The organism is Pseudomonas sp. PP3 (genome assembly GCF_905336995.1).
Lineage (GTDB): Bacteria > Pseudomonadota > Gammaproteobacteria > Pseudomonadales > Pseudomonadaceae > Aquipseudomonas > Aquipseudomonas reinekei.
Genome location: NZ_HG995459.1, coordinates 1,284,271 through 1,304,079, shown reverse-complemented (window position 1 = coordinate 1,304,079; position 19,809 = coordinate 1,284,271). Strand labels below are relative to the sequence as shown.

General features: G+C 59.5%; 16 protein-coding genes. 10 read left to right on the top strand and 6 right to left on the bottom strand.

Annotated elements, in window-relative coordinates; genetic code table 11:
* Window positions 1-83 precede the first annotated feature (83 nt).
* The gene (argJ, locus tag KHO07_RS06015) at window positions 84-1,301 is read right to left on the bottom strand and encodes a bifunctional glutamate N-acetyltransferase/amino-acid acetyltransferase ArgJ (protein ID WP_212626702.1); all 1,218 of its coding nucleotides are present in this window, start codon (window positions 1,299-1,301) and stop codon (window positions 84-86) included.
* A gap of 120 nt (window positions 1,302-1,421) precedes the next feature.
* Window positions 1,422-4,157 carry a preprotein translocase subunit SecA gene (secA, locus tag KHO07_RS06010; protein WP_150733705.1) on the bottom strand — a complete coding sequence of 912 codons (2,736 nt, stop codon included), beginning with the start codon at window positions 4,155-4,157 and terminating at the stop codon, window positions 1,422-1,424.
* Window positions 4,158-4,464: 307 nt separating this feature from the next.
* On the opposite strand from secA, the gene KHO07_RS06005 reads away from it, so the two are divergent.
* Entirely contained in the window at window positions 4,465-4,920 is a 456-nt protein-coding gene (locus tag KHO07_RS06005) for a DciA family protein (protein WP_075945462.1), read from the top strand.
* 73 nt (window positions 4,921-4,993) lie between these two features.
* Here the strand turns inward: KHO07_RS06005 and KHO07_RS06000 are convergent, their stop codons facing one another.
* Window positions 4,994-6,481 carry a helicase HerA-like domain-containing protein gene (locus KHO07_RS06000; protein WP_212626701.1) on the bottom strand — a complete coding sequence of 496 codons (1,488 nt, stop codon included), beginning with the start codon at window positions 6,479-6,481 and terminating at the stop codon, window positions 4,994-4,996.
* 174 nt (window positions 6,482-6,655) lie between these two features.
* On the opposite strand from KHO07_RS06000, the gene KHO07_RS05995 reads away from it, so the two are divergent.
* From KHO07_RS05995 to KHO07_RS05980, 4 genes are all read left to right on the top strand, one after another.
* Window positions 6,656-8,545, top strand: a complete 1,890-nt coding sequence (locus KHO07_RS05995) for a methyl-accepting chemotaxis protein (RefSeq protein ID WP_212626700.1) — start codon at window positions 6,656-6,658, stop codon at window positions 8,543-8,545.
* Between the two features lie 203 nt (window positions 8,546-8,748).
* Window positions 8,749-9,870 carry a glycosyltransferase family 1 protein gene (locus KHO07_RS05990; RefSeq protein ID WP_212626699.1) on the top strand — a complete coding sequence of 374 codons (1,122 nt, stop codon included), beginning with the start codon at window positions 8,749-8,751 and terminating at the stop codon, window positions 9,868-9,870.
* Complete coding sequence (locus KHO07_RS05985) at window positions 9,863-10,639, top strand: polysaccharide deacetylase family protein (RefSeq protein WP_212626698.1); 777 nt, start codon at window positions 9,863-9,865, stop codon at window positions 10,637-10,639. The genes KHO07_RS05990 and KHO07_RS05985 overlap by 8 nt, the downstream gene beginning before the upstream one ends.
* Window positions 10,636-11,631, top strand: coding sequence for a lysylphosphatidylglycerol synthase transmembrane domain-containing protein (locus KHO07_RS05980; protein ID WP_150733710.1), 996 nt, complete (start codon window positions 10,636-10,638; stop codon window positions 11,629-11,631). Before KHO07_RS05985 ends, KHO07_RS05980 begins: the two co-directional genes overlap by 4 nt.
* A gap of 4 nt (window positions 11,632-11,635) precedes the next feature.
* Here the strand turns inward: KHO07_RS05980 and KHO07_RS05975 are convergent, their stop codons facing one another.
* Together KHO07_RS05975 and purU are read right to left on the bottom strand one after the other, a co-directional pair.
* Window positions 11,636-11,812, bottom strand: a complete 177-nt coding sequence (locus tag KHO07_RS05975) for a hypothetical protein (RefSeq protein WP_212626697.1) — start codon at window positions 11,810-11,812, stop codon at window positions 11,636-11,638.
* A gap of 86 nt (window positions 11,813-11,898) precedes the next feature.
* The gene (purU, locus tag KHO07_RS05970) at window positions 11,899-12,747 is read right to left on the bottom strand and encodes a formyltetrahydrofolate deformylase (RefSeq protein ID WP_075945467.1); all 849 of its coding nucleotides are present in this window, start codon (window positions 12,745-12,747) and stop codon (window positions 11,899-11,901) included.
* A 338-nt stretch (window positions 12,748-13,085) separates the two neighbouring features.
* Here purU and mvaT point away from each other — a divergent pair, with 338 nt between their 5' ends.
* On the top strand, window positions 13,086-13,463 hold the full coding sequence (mvaT, locus tag KHO07_RS05965) for a histone-like nucleoid-structuring protein MvaT (RefSeq protein WP_007933316.1): 378 nt from the start codon (window positions 13,086-13,088) through the stop codon (window positions 13,461-13,463).
* Window positions 13,464-13,563: 100 nt separating this feature from the next.
* On the opposite strand, the gene sbcB is transcribed toward mvaT, so the two are convergent.
* Window positions 13,564-14,994: an exodeoxyribonuclease I gene (gene sbcB / locus KHO07_RS05960; RefSeq protein WP_212626696.1), complete on the bottom strand. Its 1,431-nt coding sequence runs from the start codon at window positions 14,992-14,994 to the stop codon at window positions 13,564-13,566.
* Between the two features lie 185 nt (window positions 14,995-15,179).
* Here sbcB and KHO07_RS05955 point away from each other — a divergent pair, with 185 nt between their 5' ends.
* The 4 genes from KHO07_RS05955 to KHO07_RS05940 are packed head-to-tail and all read left to right on the top strand — an operon-like array spanning window position 15,180 to window position 19,573.
* Window positions 15,180-15,905, top strand: coding sequence for an RDD family protein (locus tag KHO07_RS05955; protein WP_150733713.1), 726 nt, complete (start codon window positions 15,180-15,182; stop codon window positions 15,903-15,905).
* Window positions 15,902-16,879 (top strand): stage II sporulation protein M, encoded by a 978-nt coding sequence (locus tag KHO07_RS05950; protein WP_212626695.1) that lies wholly within the window; start codon window positions 15,902-15,904, stop codon window positions 16,877-16,879. The genes KHO07_RS05955 and KHO07_RS05950 overlap by 4 nt, the downstream gene beginning before the upstream one ends.
* Entirely contained in the window at window positions 16,866-18,410 is a 1,545-nt protein-coding gene (locus KHO07_RS05945; protein ID WP_212626694.1) for a DUF4129 domain-containing protein, read from the top strand. Before KHO07_RS05950 ends, KHO07_RS05945 begins: the two co-directional genes overlap by 14 nt.
* Window positions 18,407-19,573, top strand: coding sequence for a DUF4350 domain-containing protein (locus tag KHO07_RS05940; RefSeq protein WP_212626693.1), 1,167 nt, complete (start codon window positions 18,407-18,409; stop codon window positions 19,571-19,573). Before KHO07_RS05945 ends, KHO07_RS05940 begins: the two co-directional genes overlap by 4 nt.
* The last annotated feature ends 236 nt before the right edge of the window (window positions 19,574-19,809 follow it).

The following is a 19,809-nucleotide window of genomic DNA, read 5'->3' as shown; positions in this document are numbered from 1 at the left end:
CAGTGACCGCGTTGAACACAGTATTTTGTGTTCGCCACTGTAACTGTGGGAGCGGGCTTGCCCGCGATGGGGTCGACACGGTCTTAAGTACGATACTCGGCGTTGATTTTCACGTACTCGTGGGACAGGTCGGTGGTCCAGATGGTTTCGCTGCAATCGCCGCGACCCAGTTCGATACGGATGGTGATTTCTTCCTGCTGCATTACCGCCGCGCCCTGGGCTTCGGTGTAGGTCGCAGCGCGGGCGCCACGGCTGGCGATGCACACTTCGCCGAGGAACACGTCGATCTTGCTCACGTCCAGGTTCGGCACGCCGGCACGGCCAACGGCCGCCAGGATGCGGCCCCAGTTCGGATCGGAAGCGAACAGCGCGGTCTTGATCAGCGGCGAGTGAGCCACGGTGTAACCGACGTCCAGGCATTCCTGATGATTAGCGCCGCCGTTGACTTCAACGGTGACAAACTTGGTCGCGCCTTCGCCGTCACGCACGATGGCCTGGGCTACGTCCATGCACACTTCGAAAACCGCCTGCTTCAGTTTGGCGAACAGCTCGCCTTCGGCGCGGGTGATTTCCGGCAGTGCAGCCTGACCGGTAGCGATCAGCATGCAGCAATCGTTGGTGGAGGTGTCACCGTCGATGGTGATGCGGTTGAACGACTTGTTGGCGCCGTCGAGCATCAGGTTTTGCAGTACATCGCGGGACACTTTGGCGTCGGTGGCGATGTAGCCGAGCATGGTCGCCATGTTCGGACGGATCATGCCCGCGCCTTTGCTGATGCCGGTCACGGTGATGGTTACGCCGTCATGCTGGAACTGACGGCTGGCACCTTTTGGCAAGGTGTCAGTGGTCATGATGCCGGTGGCGGCCGCTTCCCAGTTGTTGACCGACAGGTCGTCGAGGGCCGCTTGCAGTGCGCCTTCGATTTTCTCGACCGGCAACGGCTCGCCGATCACGCCGGTGGAGTACGGCAGCACCTGGCTGGCATCCACGCCAGTCAGCTCGGCCAGCTTGGCGCAAGTGCGCTCGGCAGCCGCCAGCCCTGGCTCGCCGGTACCGGCGTTGGCGTTGCCAGTGTTGGTCAACAGGTAACGCACGGCACCTTGCACGCGCTGTTTGGCGAGGATTACCGGGGCGGCGCAAAAAGCGTTCAGGGTGAACACGCCCGCCACCGTGGAGCCTTCGGCACAGCGCATGACCACGACATCCTTGCGCCCCGGGCGCTTGATACCGGCCGAGGCGATACCGAGTTCAAAACCGGCAACCGGGTGCAACGTTGGCAAAGGACCAAGACCAACAGCCATGAATGCGCTCCTAACTAGATGATGTCTGCACCGCTCGGCAGGAACGGTGGTTTAAATGGCAAAACGCCGCGACGGCTTGAGCCGGTCGCGGCGCGGGTATTTCAGCGATTGAAACGGGTTTTACTGGATCTGCCCGTGGCAATGCTTGAATTTCTTGCCCGAACCGCAGTAGCACAGCTCGTTGCGGCCCAGCTTCTGCTCGTTGCGAACCGGGGCGGTGGCGAGGGCAACATCGACCTCTTCACCCAACACTTCCGGCTGCTCCAGACCAGGGGCTTCTTCGTGCAGGAACTGCATGCGCGCCGCCAGTGCTTCGGCTTCCTGTCGCAGGCGAGCTTCTTCTTCGGCCGGATCTTCGCGACGAACCTGAACGTGCGACAGCACACGGATCGAGTCGCGCTTGATCGAATCCAGCAGCTCGGAGAACAGCGTGAACGACTCGCGCTTGTATTCCTGCTTCGGGTTCTTCTGGGCATAGCCACGCAAGTGGATGCCGTGACGTAGGTGGTCCATGGTCGACAGGTGGTCTTTCCACAGGTCGTCGAGTACGCGCAGAACGATTTGTTTCTCGAAGGTGCGCAGCGCTTCGGCGCCCGCCTGGTCTTCTTTCTCGTTGTAGGCGGCAATCAGTTCCTGCATCAGTTTTTCGCGCAGGGTTTCTTCGTACAGGTGATCGTCTTCGTCGAGCCACTGCTGAATCGGCAGTGCCACACCGAAATCGCTCTGCAACGTCGCTTCCAGACCCGCCACGTCCCACTGCTCAGGCAGCGATTGCGGTGGAATGTGGGCGCTGACGGTCGCGTCGAGCACGTCCTGACGGAAATCGGCGATGGTTTCACCGATGTTGTCGGCGGCCAGCAACGTGTTACGCATGTGATAGATCACTTTACGCTGTTCGTTGTTGACGTCATCGAACTCGAGCAGTTGCTTACGAATGTCGAAGTTGCGGCCTTCAACCTTGCGCTGAGCCTTTTCGATGGCGTTCGTCACCATGCGGTGCTCGATCGCTTCGCCAGGCTGCATGCCCAGGGCTTTCATGAAGTTCTTCACCCGGTCAGAGGCAAAGATGCGCATCAGGCTGTCTTCTAGCGACAGGTAGAAGCGGCTGGAACCGGCGTCGCCCTGACGACCGGCACGACCACGCAACTGGTTGTCGATACGGCGCGATTCGTGACGCTCGGACGCAATCACCTGCAAACCGCCCGACTCGAGCACTTGCTGGTGACGCTTCTGCCAGTCGGCCTTGATCTGGGCAATCTGCTCAGGTGTCGGGTTTTCCAGCGAGGCCACTTCCACTTCCCAGTTACCGCCCAACAGGATGTCGGTACCACGACCGGCCATGTTGGTAGCGATGGTCAGTGCGCCTGGACGACCGGCCTGGGCAATGATTTCGGCTTCTTTTTCGTGGAACTTGGCGTTCAGGACCTTGTGTTCGATGCCTTCCTTCACGAGCAGGCTGGACATGTGCTCGGACGTTTCGATGGTCGCGGTACCCACCAGCACCGGGCGACCGGCAGCCATGCTTTCCTTGATGTCGGCGACGATCGCGGCGTATTTCTCGTCGGCGGTCAGGAACACCAGGTCGTTGTAGTCCTTACGGGCCAACGGCTTGTTCGGCGGAATGACCATGACCTGCAGGCCATAGATCTGGTGGAATTCGAACGCTTCGGTGTCGGCTGTACCGGTCATGCCGGACAGCTTGTTGTACAGACGGAAATAGTTCTGGAACGTGGTCGATGCCAGGGTCTGGCTTTCGGCCTGGATGTTCAGGTTTTCCTTGGCTTCGATGGCCTGGTGCAGGCCTTCGGACAAACGACGGCCCGGCATGGTACGACCGGTGTGTTCGTCAACCAGCACGACCTGACCGTCCTGCACGATGTATTCGACGTTGCGATGGAACAGTTTGTGCGCACGCAGGCCGGCGTAAACGTGAGTCAACAGGCCCAGGTTGTGCGCCGAGTACAGGCTTTCGCCTTCAGCCAGCAGGCCGATGCTGGTCAGCGTTTCTTCAACGTACTGGTGACCGGCTTCGTTGAGTTCGACCTGACGGGTCTTCTCGTCGACGGTGTAGTGACCCGCCTTGGTGACTTCGCCTTCGACTTCTTCGACGTGCAATTCCAGCTGCGGGATCAGTTTGTTGATCTCGATGTACAGCTTGGAGCTGTCCTCGGCCTGACCGGAGATGATCAGCGGCGTACGGGCTTCGTCGATGAGAATGGAGTCGACTTCGTCGATCACGGCAAAATTGAGTTCGCGCTGGAATTTTTCTTCCATGCTGAACGCCATGTTGTCGCGCAGGTAATCGAAACCGAATTCGTTGTTGGTGCCATAGGTGATGTCGGCGGCATAGGCAGCGCGCTTCTCTTCCGGCGGCTGGAACGGCGTGACGACGCCGACCGTCAGGCCGAGGAATTCATACAGCGGACGCATCCAGTTGGCGTCACGACGGGCCAGGTAGTCGTTCACCGTCACAACGTGCACGCCCTTGCCGGACAACGCATTGAGGTAAACGCCCAGTGTTGCCACCAGGGTCTTGCCTTCACCGGTACGCATTTCGGCGATCTTGCCTTCATGCAAGGTCATGCCGCCGATCAGCTGGACGTCGAAGTGGCGCATGCCCATGACACGCTTACCGGCTTCGCGGGCGACCGCAAAGGCTTCTGGCAGCAGCTTGTCGAGGGTTTCCCCTTTGGCGATGCGGGCCTTGAACTCATCAGTCTTGGCACGCAATTGATCGTCCGAAAGGGCCACCATTTGCTCTTCGAAGGCATTGACGAATTGCACCGTCTTGAGCATGCGTTTGACTTCACGCTCGTTCTTGCTTCCAAAAAGTTTCTTTAACAAAGGCGCAAACATATCGGCAGGATCTTCCACACTAAAGGGATGGAGGGCGGCCCCGTGAGTCGCCCGTGCAGCCCTCATGGCCGCATGCGAACGAACATTCTACCCGGAAACGGTGGTGAGGAAAGTGGCGATATTCCACGATGCTGGCACTGCGCTTTGACGGGGCTCACTTAAAATAGGGGCGTTTTGCTCAACTTCAACCCATCCAGGGCAGAAGTTAGTTATTGATTTAATGGGTAAAGCATCCACAAAAGCAATGGGCGAGTGCATTCGGCGCTTTCTGCTACCATGGCGGCTCTGTTACTTCAGGTGTCTGATCATGGCATTTCGCCCTCTTACGGCCAGAGCACCCGCCGTTCTCCTTCGCGAAGCCAAGCCGCTCAAAGCCATTCTCGGCCACGCTCAACGCCTGGGTCATCTGCAACGCCTGCTGGAAAGCCAGCTGCAACCCGCCGCTCGCGAGCATTGCCATGTCGCGTCTTGGCGCGAAGGCAGTTTGCTGCTGATCGTGACGGACGGCCATTGGGCCACTCGTCTGCGCTACCAGCAAAAACGCCTGCAACGGCAACTGCAGATGTTCGACGAGTTCGCCAGTCTCACGCGAATCCTGTTCAAGGTGCAGCCGCCGACCGTTCAGCAAGGTGCGGCCGGACACACCATGGATTTGTCCAATGACGCGGCGGCGACCATTCAAGCGACGGCCGATGGCATCAGTGATCCGAACCTGCGGGCGGCGCTGGAGCGATTGGCGGCGCATGCCCGGCCCAAGGTTTAACCGCCAGATCAAAAGATCGCAGCCTGCGGCAGCGCCCACTGGGGGAACTGCCGCAGGCTGCGATCTTTTGCATTCAGCGGCGTTTGTTGCCACCTAATAAAGACCCCATCAAGCCGCGCACCAACTGGCGACCTATCTGATTCGCCGCCTGCTGCATCGCGGACTTCAGCGCCTTACCCGCCGCCGTGCCGAGAAACTCCCCAGCCTGCTCGGTGAAGCTTGGCTCTTGCGCAGCCGGTTTGCCCGGTGCCGCCTCGGGCTCTGGCGCCAGTCCTTTGCGGCCCATCAGCACCTCATAAGCCGACTCGCGATCAATCGGCTTGTCGTACCGCCCCTTGCACGGCGAACCCGCTATCAGCAGCGTACGCTCGGTCTCGCTCAATGGCCCGATTCGCGATTGTGGCGGTGCTACCAGCACGCGCTGGACCCTCTCTGGCGTGCCCTTTTCCTGCAACGTGCCGACCAGCGCCTCACCAGTACCCAGCTCTGTCAGCACCGACAGCGCGTCGAACGCCGGGTTGGGCCGGAAACCGTCAGCCACCGCCCGCAGGGATTTCTGCTCCTTGGCGGTGAACGCGCGCAAGCCGTGCTGCACACGCAAGCCAAGCTGTGCCAGGACATCGTCCGGCAGGTCGCCCGGCGACTGGGTAACGAAATACACACCCACGCCTTTCGAACGAATCAGCCGCACCACTTGTTCCAGCCGATCCTGCAACGCCTTGGGGGTGCCGGTGAACAACAAGTGCGCTTCGTCAAAAAACAACGCCAGCAACGGTTTGTCCGAATCGCCGCGCTCCGGCAATTGCTCGAACAGTTCGGCCAGCAGCCACAACAGGAATGTCGCGTAGACCTTCGGCGCTTCATGCACCAGCCGACTGGCATCCAGCAGATGAATGCGGCCACGCCCGTCGACCGTCGGCTGCAGAATGTCTTCGAGTTGCAGCGCCGGTTCACCGAACAGCGCCTCGGCGCCCTGCTGTTCGAGTGTCGCCAGGCGGCGCAGCAGGGCCTGGCTGGAACCGGTGGTCATCAGCGCCGCATCATCGCCGAGCAGCTCCGGATGGTCCTTCAGGTGATTGAGCAGTGCCTTCAGGTCTTTCAGGTCCAGCAGCAACAAGCCTTCGCGGTCGGCGACCTTGAACGCGGCGTACAGCGCCGACTGCTGGCTGTCTGTCAGCTCCAGCAGGCTGCCCAACAGTAACGGCCCCATTTCGCTCAAGGTTGTGCGCAATGGATGACCGGATTGCCCATGAATGTCCCACAAGGTCACCGGATAAGCCTGAGGCTTGTGGTTCAGCCAGGGCATCCCGGCGATTCGCTCGGCGATCTTGCCCTGGGGATTGCCGGCGGCGCCCAGGCCACACAAGTCACCTTTGATATCGGCGGCGAATACCGCTACGCCGGCATCGCTGAAAGCTTCGGCCATGCGTTGCAGGGTCACGGTCTTGCCGGTCCCCGTTGCCCCCGCAATCAAACCGTGGCGGTTGGCCAGGCGCATGGCCTGGGCGATAGGTTGCCCCGAGAGATCGGCGCCGATAACAAGTTGCAATGAATCAGGCATTTGGTCACCCATGGTTAAACTTTGATCGATCACTGCCGATATCAGAGGCTGAACTGCGTTGATAATCCGCTAGGGCGAGGACGGAATTTTCAACCTGATTTCACCGTCGCCCGTGACGTGTTCCTTTTATAAAAGCACGCCGTGGGCATTGAGACCTTATCGGAGCCTCAATCCATGAATAAAAATATGCGCTTCAGCCATAAAATCCTGCTTGCCGCCGCCCTCATCGTTACTGCTGTTTTCGCTTCATTTACTTTGTATAACGACTACAAGCAACGTAATGCGATCCGTAATGACCTGGACAACTACCTGCATGAAATGGGCAGTGTGACTGCCAACAACATCCAGACCTGGCTGAACGGAAGCAGCCTGTTGATTGAAAATCTCTCACAAAACGTAGCTCTGAATGCGGACACGAGCAACATTACCAAGCTGCTCGAACAGAAGGCGCTGGCCTCGGCCTTCATGGGCGTCTTTATGGGCAGCGCCGATGGCGTCTTTATCATCCGTCCGGACGCCAGGATGCCAGAGGGTTTTGACCCCCGCATCCGGGATTGGTACAAGAGCGCCCAGCAAGCAAGCGGTTCGGTATTGACCGAACCCTACATCGATATGGCCACCGGTCAACAAGTCATTTCCATCGTCCACCGCGTATTCAAAGACGGTCAAAACATCGGCGCACTCGGCGGCGACCTGAGTATGCAAATGATCATAGACAGCCTGAACGCGCTGGACTTTGACGGCATGGGCCATGCCTTCCTGGTCAACGCCGACGGCAAGATCCTGGTGCACCCGGACAAAACGCGGGTCATGAAATCCCTATCCGAGGCTTACCCGGACAACACCCCTCGCATCAGCAGCGAATTCAGTGAAACCGAGGTCGATGGCAAAACCCGCATCGTCACGTTCACCCCCATCAAAGGCCTGTCTTCGGTCAACTGGTACATCGGGCTTTCGGTAGACAAAGACAAAGCCTTCTCGAAGCTCAGCCAATTCCGCACCTCGGCAATCATTGCGACCATTATTGCGGTAGCGATAGTCATCGCACTGCTGGGCATGCTGATTCGTCTGCTGATCCAGCCGCTGCACGTCATGACCCGCGCCATGGCCGACATTGCCGACGGCGATGGCGACCTGACCAAACGCCTGACCATCGTCAACAACGATGAATTCGGTGCCCTCGGCACGGCGTTCAACCGTTTCGTCGAGCGCATCCATGGCTCGATCCGCGAAGTGTCTTCGGCCACCGGCCAGGTCAACGAAGTGGCCTTGCGTGTGGTGGCCGCCTCGAACTCATCAATGTTCAACTCTGACCAGCAGGCTTCGCGCACCAGCAGCGTGGCTGCGGCAATCAACCAGCTCGGCGCCGCCACCCAGGAGATCGCCCGCAACGCCGCGCAAGCGTCGAACCAGGCCACTGACGCCCGCCACCTGGCCGAAGACGGTCAACAGGTTGTGGATCGCAGCATTGCCGCGATGAACCAGCTGTCGAGCATGCTCAGCGCCTCGAGCAGCAACATCGAGTCGCTGAACAGCAAGACCGTGAACATCGGACAGATTCTCGAAGTGATCACCAGCATTTCCGAGCAGACCAACTTGCTGGCGCTCAATGCCGCCATCGAAGCGGCGCGGGCCGGTGAAGCCGGGCGCGGGTTTGCGGTGGTGGCCGATGAAGTGCGCAACCTCGCGCACCGCACCCAGGAGTCAGCGCAACAGGTGCACACCATGATCGAGGAACTGCAAGTGGGTGCGCGCGAGTCCGTCAGTACCATGAGCGACAGCCAGCGTCACAGTCAGAACAGCGTCGACATCGCCAATCTGGCGGGTGAGCGTTTGGGCAGCGTGACCCAGCGAATCGGTGAAATCGACGGCATGAACCAGTCGGTGGCGACCGCAACCGAAGAGCAGACGGCGGTGGTCGAGTCGATCAACGTCGACATCACCGAAATCAACACGCTAAACCAGGAAGGTGTAGAAAACCTGCAATCGACGTTGCGGGCGTGTTCGGACCTGGAACAACAGGCGGCGCGGCTGAAGCAGTTGGTCGGTAGTTTCAGGATCTAAGGCGCTTTCACCGGCCCCATCGCTGGCAAGCCAGCTCCTACCGGGATCTTTGTGACACTGGAGATCGACTGTAGGAGCTGGCTCGCCAGCGAAGGCGGCCCGCAACCCACCGCAAAAACTCCGTTGTTCCCCTACCCTCCAAACCCCAACCGAACATCTATTCTTCATTAAGGTCAACCCATGGAGAGCAACGGACCGGAGGAGTGTTCATCGTGCATATCGCTGACATAACCATGTTTTACGCCCCTGCCAGCGGTGGCGTGCGCACGTATCTGGATGCCAAACATCATCGTCTGTGTACAAGGCCCGGCATTCGCCACAGTTTGTTGATCCCCGGGGCGGTTTTCAGTGAACAAAACGGCGTCTATACCGTTCCGGCGCCCGCCCTGCCTTTCGGCAAGGGTTATCGATTCCCTCTGCGTCTCGCCCCCTGGCGCAATGTCCTGCAAGACCTGCAACCCGAACTGATCGAGGTTGGCGACCCTTACCTCACCGCTTGGGCAGCCCTCGACGCACGCCGTCAACTGGATGTGCCCGTGATTGGTTTCTATCACTCGGACCTGCCCCTGCTGGCCAGCAACCGCATGGGCAACTGGGTGACCACCAATGTCGAAGCTTATGTCAGCAAGCTTTACGGCAACTTCGACCGGGTGCTCGCGCCCAGCCAGGTCATGGCCGACAAGCTCACCCATCTCGGGGTGAAAAACGTTTTCGTCCAACCCTTGGGCGTCGATTTGCAGACTTTCCATCCCGATAAACGCGATCCAGGCATCAGGACCGAACTGGGTCTGGACGAAAACACCCACCTGTTGATTTTTGCCGGGCGTGGTTCCAAGGAAAAAAACCTGCCGGTGCTGCTGCAGTGTATGAAACGCCTGGGCCGGCGTTATCACTTGTTGCTGGTTGGTTCGTCGATGCCGACCACGGTGCCGGGCAATGTCACCGTCATCGATGAGTTCTGCCCCGCCGCGCAAGTCGCCCGCTTGATGGCCAGCGCGGACGCATTGCTGCATGCAGGCGATCAGGAAACCTTTGGCCTGGTGATACTCGAAGCCATGGCCAGCGGGATTCCAGTGGTGGCGGTGGCGGCGGGTGCTTTTCAGGAGATTGTCACCGCGCAATGCGGCCTGCTGTGTGCACCGAACGATCCGCTGGCGATGGCCAACGCCGTGCGTGAACTGTTCGCTCAAGGCACTGCGGCCGTTGGCGTGCAGGCACGTCGGCATGCCGAGCAGCACTACGCGTGGGACACGGTGGTCAACAGTTTGCTCGGTCACTATCACGCCGTACTCGGCACTCAATGGCCGCGAGTGGCCAATGGTTGAGCCAATGAACACGCCCAGCCTGTTATTGGTCCTGCACGATGTAGCACCGCAAACCTGGGCCGATTACCAACCCTTTGTCGACGCCGTGGATGCACTGGGCAATGTACCCATCACCTGGCTCGTGGTGCCGAACTTCCACAAGCACAACGACCTGCACGACCATCCGGACTTTCGTCAACGCCTTGAAGAACGAATCAAGCGCGGCGACGAACTGGCGCTGCACGGCTATTTCCATTGCGATGACGGATCGTCGGTGAACAATCCGAGAGACTGGTTCATGCGCCGGATCTATACCCACGAAGGTGAGTTTTACAGCTTGTCCCAAGAGGCCGCCCTCGCCCGCCTGCACGAGGGCATCGCCATGTTTGATCGTTACAACTGGCCGCTGCAGGGTTTTGTCGCGCCGGCCTGGTTGATGAGTGAAGGCACCCGTCAGGCCTTGCGCCAACTGCCATTGAGCTACACCAGCGACCCCCAACATCTTTATCGGCTGCCGGATTTCACGACGATCGACGCACCCGGGCTGGTCTGGAGTGCGCGCAGCGCCTGGCGTCGCGGGCTATCCAAGCTCGTCAGCGACGAACGCGAACTACGCTGGCGCCAGGCACCGGTGATCAGGCTGGGCCTGCACCCGGTGGACATGCGCCATGAGTTCTCGCGGACCTACTGGCTACACACCCTCAAGCGCCTGCTCGAAGACGGGCGAATACCCATGACCAAGGCGAACTGGCTGGCCCTGCAAAGCCGGGACAGGGAGCACGCCGCATGAGTCGCGGGATCCTGCTGGTGATCGGCCTGCTCGCGGCGGTGCTGATCCCGTGGCTTTTGGGCGGCAGCGAAACCTGGTCGCGATTGAGTGGTTTTCCACTGAGCGGATTGCTGGTCATGTTTGCCATGATCCTGCTGTGCTGGGTCTTGAACACCCTGCGATTGCGCCTGTTACTGGGGGATCAGCGTAACAAGGTCAGCCCGATCAAAAGCCTCGGGGTGGTCATGGCCGCCGAGTTCGCCTACTGCGCCACGCCTGGCGGTAGCGGCGGGCCGCTGACCATCATGGCCCTGCTGGGGCGCAATGGTGTGCGTCCAGCCAGAAGCAGCGCCGTGTTCGCCATGGACCAGTTGAGCGATTTGCTGTTTTTCCTCTGTGCGCTGAGCGGGATTCTGATCTATGCGCTGTTTCAGCACCTGAGCCAACGCATGGAGTGGCTGTTGATCGTCAGTGCGGTATCGATGTTCGGCGGCTTGATCAGTTGCGTGCTCGTGGCCCGCTATCACCGCCTGCTGATTCGCCTGAGCGGCCGGCTGCTGGTCCGTCTCAACGTCCAGTCCGCCACGCGGATGCGCTGGGCGCGCAAGCTCCTGAATTTCCTGGCGGCATTTACCGACACGCTGAAACTGCCGTTCCAGACGCTGATTACGGTGTTTGGCTTGACGTGCCTGCATTGGATATTGCGCTACAGCGTGCTGTATCTGGCGCTGCGCGGGCTCGGAGCAGACCTGCAATGGGCCTGGAGCTTTTTGATCCAGATGCTCTCACTCAGTGCAGGGCAATTCAGCCTGTTGCCGGGCGGGGCCGGCGCGGCGGAACTGACCTCGGCGGCGCTGTTGGCGCCCATGGTGGGCAAATCCACGGCAGCGGCAGCGATTCTGATCTGGCGGGCGGTGACCTATTACTTCTACTTGCTGGTCGGTGGGCCGGTGTTTTTGCTGATGCTCGGGCGGCCGCTGCTCAAGAAATTGATGAAGCTCAAGCAAGCCTGATCATCTACAGGTCCGCGATCTTATCGTCCGGCTCATGTTGCATCCGCTCCCACAGTTCGGCGGCTCCGGGAAATTCCGTTCCATCCTCCGGGCTCATGTCGTCCGGGTCATATCGACTCAAACAGCCCTCGCCCAACGTGGCGGGTGCCTTGGAAGTAGCTTTGTCCAGTGGATCGACCATGGTCATGTCCTCAGTGCAGAAACGGCGAAGGGCCTGAAGCGATTGAACGCCCAGGCCCTTCGAATTTCAACCGTGTCGTGGGGAAATCAGAACACGACGGTTTTGTTGCCGTGTACCAGCACGCGATCTTCCAGGTGATAACGCAGGCCGCGGGCCAGCACCATCTTCTCGACGTCACGGCCGAAACGCACCATGTCTTCAATGCTGTCGCTGTGGCTGACACGCACCACGTCCTGCTCGATGATCGGGCCGGCGTCCAGCTCTTCGGTCACGTAGTGACAGGTCGCGCCGATCAGCTTCACACCGCGCAACGACGCTTGATGGTACGGCTTGGCCCCCACGAACGACGGCAGGAAGCTGTGGTGAATGTTGATGACCTTGTGTGCATATTCGTTGCACAACTGCGGCGGCAGGATCTGCATGTAACGGGCCAGGACCACCACTTCGGCATCGTGCTGTTTGACCAGACGGGACACTTCGGCGAAGGCCGGTTCCTTGTCCTGGGGATTGACCGGCACGTGGTAGTACGGAATCCCGTGCCACTCGACCATGCTGCGCAGGTCATCGTGGTTGGAGATTACGCAGGCGATTTCGCAGTCCAGCTCATCGCTGTGCCAGCGATGCAGCAGGTCGGCGAGGCAGTGGGACTCGCGGCTGGCCATCAATACCACGCGCTTCTTCTGCTCGGTATCGGTGATGCGCCAGTCCATCGAGAACTCTTCGGCAATCGGCGCAAACGCTTCGCGCAAGGCTTCGATACCGAAAGGCAGCGAGTCGGCACGAATCTCGTGACGCATGAAGAACCAGCCACTGAGATTGTCCGAGTGGTGGCTCGCTTCAGTGATCCAGCCGTTATGTGACGCCAGAAAGTTACTGACTTTAGCAACGATGCCGACGCGGTCGGGGCAAGAAATCACCAGCCGAAAAGTGCGCATGAGGGGGAAACTCCAGAACTTCGCAAAGGCAGCCATTCTAGCGATTGCGCAGCAAAACTGCAGTATTGATGATGTGCAATGCTGCCCGATGGTTGCCGGCGAGGTTCCTGTCGGCATACCAGGCGTGTGCACCAGCCGTGCAGTTAGCTTTCTACAAGCACGGGTTTGTAAATATCTGTAGCGAATGCTTCAAACTATTTAACTGCATCGAAAAGCTGTAGCGAATTTCCGGTTATTTAATTAAATAAACCCGCTTTAATGTTTACTTGATGAAACACCCTGACTATTATTGCGGCACTGTCACCCTGCCATCCAGCGCCCCACATAAGGTAGTAACCATGTCCTTGATCAACGAATATCGCGCCACCGAAGAAGCTATCAAAGAGCTGCAAGCCCGTTTGAAGAACCTGTCCCAAGACGACAAACTGCAAACCGAGCTGGAATTCGAAGGCAAACTGCGCACCCTGATGGGCGAATACTCCAAGTCCCTGCGTGACATCATTGCTTTGCTGGATCCAGAATCCAAAACCAAAGCTCCACGCGGCGGCGCAGTAAAAACTACCGGCACCAAGCGTGCTCGCAAAGTTAAACAATACAAAAACCCGCACAACGGCGAAGTCATCGAAACCAAAGGTGGCAACCACAAGACTCTGAAAGAGTGGAAAGCCAAGTGGGGCGGTGACGTGGTTGAAGGCTGGGCTACCCTGCTGGGCTAAGCCGCCACACCTGTCGCAGATAAATAGGCGACGAAAAATAACGCCAGCTTATCGCTGGCGTTTTTTATGCCCGGAGTTCAGGCCCCGGGTATTTTCGATTTCAAAGATTCAAACGTTTGCGCAACCCTTGAACATGTTGCTGCCATTCACTCAGTACCTGTTGCTGAAACGATGTCGCAGTAACGGCCAGTTGGGCTGCGGCCTCTGCAAAACTTTCCAGGGTATTGGGCGCACCCCATTCAGGGTTCGACAAGCGCTTCTGACAGAAGACCCGCCAGCGCTCTTGCTCTTCAGAATTCAGCGTTTCTGGAAAGTTGCGTGCGCGATATCGAAACAATAATTCAGGCAAACGTTCATCATCGAAAGGCCATTGCTCTTGTGCTAATTGCGCAGGGTCCACCGAGCGCACTTGTTCACATAGACGTCGATCCCGGTCACCGATAAATCCATCGTATAACTGTTGTTCCGGGTCCTGACTGACAGAAAAATCCTCGCGGGCATAAATGGCCGCAACTTTATCCAGCCAGACTTGCTGCGCGTCACTTAGCCGCAGTGCACGTTGCTGATACAGCGGCATATCCAGCCCGAGACGCTGCTGATCTTGCGGACGAAGTACCGACAACGGCGCCACCACCGGGCATTTATTGATGTGGATGAGCTTGAGCGGCACTGGCAACTCACCCTCGGCCAAATCATCGCGACGGGTATACAAACGCTGGCGCAAGGCGTCGGCATCCAGATCGAGCAAGCCCTGCGGGTCGAGATGCAGATCGCAGACAATCAGCGCGTTCTTGTTACGCGGATGCCAGGCCAGCGGCAGCACCACCCCCACATAATGACGCGCCGCAGAGAAGCGCCCGGAAATATGCACCATCGGTTGCAACAGTCGAATCTGGTCCAGCACCTTTTGTTTACTGCGCAACTTGAACAGCCATTCATATAACTTCGGCTGCTTTTCCCGAATCAAACGCGCCAGGGCGATCGTCGCGCGGACATCCGACAGCGCTTCGTGGGCATTGCCATGGTCGATGCCATTGGCGGCGGTCAGGCGTTCAAGCTTGAGCGTCACCCGCCCCTCGTCATCTGTCGGCCAGACGATACCGTCGGGACGCAAGGCATACGCGGCACGTACCACGTCGATCAGATCCCAGCGGCTGTTGCCGCCCTGCCACTCACGCGCGTACGGGTCGAAAAAATTGCGGTACAGGCTGTAGCGGGTCATCTCGTCGTCGAAACGCAAGGTGTTGTACCCCGCGCCACACGTGCCCGGCGCTGCCAGTTGGGCATGCACACGGGTCATGAAGTCGGCTTCGCTCAAACCTCGCTCGGCCAGATTCGCAGGGGTAATGCCGGTGATCGCGCAGGCTGCCGGATGCGGCAGGATGTCGTCACTGGGCTGGCAATAGAGGTTGACCGGCTCGTCTATTTCATTGAGTTCGAAGTCAGTACGCAGCCCCGCCATTTGCAGGGGGCGGTCGCAACGGGGGTTGATGCCCGTCGTTTCATAGTCGTACCAGAAGATGGAGGTCACAGGCGTTTCCTGAACTGAAGATCGACGAAGTCTAGGCGCTCACGTCCCGCTCCGGCCAGCAATCTTGTGATTCAAACATCTGCGGTTACTCAAACCGCACTACATAGTTATGTCGTTTTCCCCGGTGAGGCTGCTAGCATCGGGGAACGAGACAATCCCGATCAGGCCACATCATCAGGTTGCCCATGCTCGAGACCACAGCACTGCGAAGGAAAGCGACGCTGTCCCCGCCACTGGATACGCGGTATCAAGTTGAAACGCCTGAAGGCATCGACTTGCCTCTGCGACCCGCCGGGCTGATGGTGCGTGCGCTGGCGTTCTCCATCGACCTGGCTTTGCGCGGGTTGATCCTCGGCCTGCTGTTCGTTGTGCTGGCAATGCTCGGAAAACTCGGCGCCGGACTGGGCTCGCTGCTGATCTTCGGCGTGAGCTGGTGGTACATGGTGCTATTCGAAGTGCTTAACCAGGGCCGCTCACCGGGCAAGCAATGGATGGGCCTGCGAGTGGTGCAAGACGACGGCACACCGATTGGCTGGTCCGCGTCACTGTTGCGAAACCTGCTGCGGTTTGTCGATTTGCTGCCGTTCGGCTACTTCCTCGGGGCCATCAGCTGCCTGCAGCATCCCGGCTTCAAACGCCTCGGCGATGTGGCGGCCGGCACGCTGGTGATCTACCGCGAACAGCCGCTCACCCGCCCACAACTGCCGCCCGCCGAACCCCGTCGCCCGGCATTTGCCCTGAGCCTGAGCGAACAACGCGCCATCCTCGGATTCGCCGAACGCCAGGGCGAACTCTCCGCGGCCAGGGTCAATGAACTCGCCTCGATCCTTGCGCAACCGCTTCAGGTTCCAGCGCCACACGCCGTGGCCGAGCTCAATGGCATCGCCCGCGGCTTGTTGGGTCCGGCATGAAGCAAAACCTTTTCGAACATCGGCACATGGCCGAGTGGGAGCAGTTTTCCCTCACGCTGCAACGATTGGAGCGGGACCGCAAGGCCGACGGCGTCGGTAATTTCCCGGCTGACTATCGTCGTCTCTGCCAGCATCTGGCGCTGGCTCGGGAGCGCGGCTACAGCAGTTTCCTGATCGATTCGTTGCAGCAACAGGTCCTGCGCGGGCATCAACAACTGTATCGCCATCGCAGCCGGCTGGGCGCCAATGTGCTGGCTTTCATACTTGCCGGTTTTCCCCGACTGGTGCGCGAACAGTGGCGCTTTGTACTGGCCGCCAGCCTGATGTTTTTCGGCAGCCTGATCGGCATGGGGCTGTTGGTGTACCTGTTCCCGGACCTGATCTACAACCTGATCCCGGCCGAGCAGGTCAGCGAGATGCAAAGCATGTACGATCCAAACGCCGAACATCTGGGGCGTTCGGCGGAGCGCGCGGCCAGTGAAGACTGGGTAATGTTCGGCTACTACATCATGCACAACATCGGCATCGCCTTTCAGACCTTTGCCAGCGGTTTGCTGTTTGGCTTGGGCAGCGCGTTTTTCCTGTTCTTCAACGGCCTGATGATCGGTGCAGTGGCCGGGCATCTGACGCACATCGGTTTTGGCCAGACCTTCTGGTCATTCGTGATTGGCCACGGCGCCTTCGAATTGACCGCCATCGCCCTCGCCGGGGCGGCCGGCCTGCAACTGGGCTGGGCATTGATCGCACCGGGGCGCCTGCCCCGCGCTGAAGCCCTGCGCCTGGCGGCCCGCAAGAGCGTCCTGCTGATTTGCGGGGTCATGTTGTTCCTGTGGATTGCAGCCTTCATCGAGGCCTACTGGTCGTCGATGACAACACCAACGCCCATGACCAAATACCTGGTCGGCGCGGTGCTCTGGATGTTGGTCGCGGTCTATCTGCTGTTTGCCGGACGGGTCCGCCATGCGCCTGAGTGACGCCAGTGTGGTGATCCGCCCACGCCCGACCTGGGAAGCCATGGACCTCGGCGTCCTGTTGAGCCAGCGCCATCGACGCTTGCTGATGACCAGTTGGGCAATCATCACCTTGCCGGTTTTTGCCCTGTTGAGTGCTTTGCTGTGGGAGTCGCCATCCCTTGCCGTATTCATTTTCTGGTGGCTGAAACCGGCCTTCGAACGCCTGCCGCTGTACATTTTGTCCAAAGCCATGTTTGGCGAAACGCCCACACTGAAACAGGCCCTTTGCCAATGGCCACGACTGCTCAAGCCGCAACTGCTGGCCAGCCTGACCTGGCGACGCTTGAGCATGAGCCGCAGTTTCCTGCTGCCGGTGGTGCAACTCGAAGGCCTGAGCGGCGAGGCGCGTCAACAGCGCATGCAGGTGTTGTTGCAGCGCGATGCCGGCGCCGCGCGGTGGCTGACGTTGATTGGCGTGCACCTCGAAACCGCGCTGTGGATCGGTTTGATGGCGCTGTTCTATCTGCTGTTGCCACAGCAGGTCGCGCTCGACTGGAGCTGGCAATCGCTGATCGCCGCGGCCACCCAGGACTGGATCTGGCTGGAACATCTGACCAATGCCTTCTACGCCCTGGTGTTGGTGGTGTGGGAACCGATCTATGTGGCGTGCGGTTTCAGCCTCTATCTCAACCGCCGAACCGTGCTGGAAGCCTGGGACATCGAGCTGGTGTTCCGCCGCATGCGCCAGCGCTTGAACGGCACCGCCGTTGCTGTCCTGCTGGCGGCGATCCTGTTGATACCCAGCGGACACGATGCCAGGGCCGCCGATGCACTGGCCACACCCGACAGTCCGCGCTTGCTGGAACAACCACTGACCAGCCAGGCGTCCCGGGACAGCATCAGGGCAATCCTTGACCAGCCGCCGTTCAAGAACAAGGAAACGGTGATCAGTTATCGATTTGGCGAGGACAAGGGCACCGCCGAAAACCCGGATGACGACAACACGCCACAATGGCTCAAGGCTTTGTTCCGGCTATTCGAGAGCCCGCGTTTTGGCGCCCTGGCCTCGCTGATCGAAGCCTTGCTGTGGGGCGTCGTGATCGCCGCCATCGGCTTGTTGATCTGGCATTACCGCGACCTGTTGCAGGCGTTTGTAAGCCGCCGCCCGAGCCCTGGCAAAAAAGCCATGCGATCGCTGCCGCAACAGGCGTTCGGCCTGGATCTCAGTCGCGAGACCTTGCCCGCCGACATCGCCACCAGCGCCGAAAACCTTTGGCAGAATCATCCGCGAGAAGCGTTGGGCTTGCTCTATCGCGCCCTGCTGAGCCACCTCCTGCACGACTTCGACATCGCCCTGAAAGCCGCCGACACCGAAGGCCAGGTGCTCGAGCGCGTCGAACGACTTCAACAACCGGCCTTGCTGGCCTTCAGTAAAAAACTGACCGGGCATTGGCAAAACATGGCCTACGGGCATCGCGTGCCCGCCGCGCATTTGCAGCGTGAATTGTGTGACGGCTGGCGTGCGTTGTTCGGCCCTGGAGCGACGCATTGAATCGGCGCAACTGGCTGATGATGCTCGGTACGCTCGTCGCCGTGTTGCTGGTTGCGCTGGGCGTGTACCTGTATTTCAAGGCCACGCCCTACCCGGAAGAAATCGATCACGGCCCTTCGCCCGAGGCGCAGGCCAATCCTTACCTCGCCGCCGAGCACTACCTGCGCAAACAGGGCCTGGTTGTCAGCCACGCCAACGGCATCGATGTTCTGCCGAGCCTCGAGCCGCATCAGCACAGCCTGTTATTGCTGGGCGACCGCTACAACATGAGCCCACGGCAGATTGATCAATTGATGAACTGGACCCGGGCCGGAGGGCGCCTGTTGTTCGTCGCCCAATCGCTGTGGGATGAGAAGACCGGGCAAAGCAATGATTTGTTGCTCGACCGGGTGCAACTGCACCAGTCCCTGAGCAAAGACCTCAAGGATCCGCCGCCCGATGGCGACAAAGATCCCTATCCGCAATTGACCAAGTTGTACCTGGAAAACGAAGACGCCCCGGCCTATGCCAGCTTCGACACCCAATTCCATCTCGAAGACCCGAAGAGTCTCGCCCAGGCCTGGGCCAACAGCGGCAAGGCCACGCACATGATGCAACTCAACCACGGGCTTGGTTCGATCATTGTGGTCACCGACGCCGACCTGTGGAAAACCCCGGCGATCGATCAATACGACAACGCCTGGCTGCTTTGGTACCTGACCGCCGATACCGACGTGACCTTGCTGTTCAACACTGATCACGACAGCCTGTGGACATTGTTGCTGCGATATTTCCCCCAGGCACTGGTTGCCTTGCTGGCGCTGATTGGCCTGGGTCTCTGGCATGCCGGTGTGCGCCACGGGCCCATGCTGGAACCGCTGCCGAAAGCGCGCCGACAATTGCTCGAACATCTTCGCGCCAGTGCCGATTTCATGTTGCGGCGCAATGGGCAGCAGAGCCTGCTGCAAGCGCTGCAACAAGACATTCTGCGGCGCATCCGCCGACGCCATCCCGGCTATGACCAACTCGGCGTTGCCGAACAATGGCTGGTGCTCTCACGCCTTACCGGCCAGCCCACACGCGCTATCAGCCAGGCCATGAGCCCACGGACGAAGCAGCGACTGTCCAGCGCTGAATTCAGCCGCCAGGTCGCCCACCTGCAAACCTTGAGGAATGCGTTATGAACAAGCACCTGGACAGCAATCGCTGATGGGGTTGTCATCGGTAATGATGCCTCTTAAACACCTATACCGCTGACCCTGAGCGCAATCGCTCTGAGCATTAATATTTTAAGAGAGTATTGCCAGCGGCACTCCCCCATTACCGACAAGATTTCCAGCCACATTCGGTCATAACCCTCGCAATGGGAGTTTTCTGCCTAGACTTGCTCTTGTCCGCCGTACCGATGCTTTTTTCAGGG

What these genes read in the sequence shown, in the direction of transcription:
- argJ (WP_212626702.1), bottom strand. Translation starts at nt 1,301, where the DNA reads ATGGCTGTTGGTCTTGGTCCTTTGCCAACGTTGCACCCGGTTGCCGGT.
- secA (WP_150733705.1), bottom strand. Translation starts at nt 4,157, where the DNA reads ATGTTTGCGCCTTTGTTAAAGAAACTTTTTGGAAGCAAGAACGAGCGT.
- KHO07_RS06005 (WP_075945462.1), top strand. Translation starts at nt 4,465, where the DNA reads ATGGCATTTCGCCCTCTTACGGCCAGAGCACCCGCCGTTCTCCTTCGC.
- KHO07_RS06000 (WP_212626701.1), bottom strand. Translation starts at nt 6,481, where the DNA reads ATGCCTGATTCATTGCAACTTGTTATCGGCGCCGATCTCTCGGGGCAA.
- KHO07_RS05995 (WP_212626700.1), top strand. Translation starts at nt 6,656, where the DNA reads ATGAATAAAAATATGCGCTTCAGCCATAAAATCCTGCTTGCCGCCGCC.
- KHO07_RS05985 (WP_212626698.1), top strand. Translation starts at nt 9,863, where the DNA reads ATGGTTGAGCCAATGAACACGCCCAGCCTGTTATTGGTCCTGCACGAT.
- KHO07_RS05980 (WP_150733710.1), top strand. Translation starts at nt 10,636, where the DNA reads ATGAGTCGCGGGATCCTGCTGGTGATCGGCCTGCTCGCGGCGGTGCTG.
- KHO07_RS05975 (WP_212626697.1), bottom strand. Translation starts at nt 11,812, where the DNA reads ATGGTCGATCCACTGGACAAAGCTACTTCCAAGGCACCCGCCACGTTG.
- purU (WP_075945467.1), bottom strand. Translation starts at nt 12,747, where the DNA reads ATGCGCACTTTTCGGCTGGTGATTTCTTGCCCCGACCGCGTCGGCATC.
- mvaT (WP_007933316.1), top strand. Translation starts at nt 13,086, where the DNA reads ATGTCCTTGATCAACGAATATCGCGCCACCGAAGAAGCTATCAAAGAG.
- KHO07_RS05955 (WP_150733713.1), top strand. Translation starts at nt 15,180, where the DNA reads ATGCTCGAGACCACAGCACTGCGAAGGAAAGCGACGCTGTCCCCGCCA.
- KHO07_RS05950 (WP_212626695.1), top strand. Translation starts at nt 15,902, where the DNA reads ATGAAGCAAAACCTTTTCGAACATCGGCACATGGCCGAGTGGGAGCAG.
- KHO07_RS05945 (WP_212626694.1), top strand. Translation starts at nt 16,866, where the DNA reads ATGCGCCTGAGTGACGCCAGTGTGGTGATCCGCCCACGCCCGACCTGG.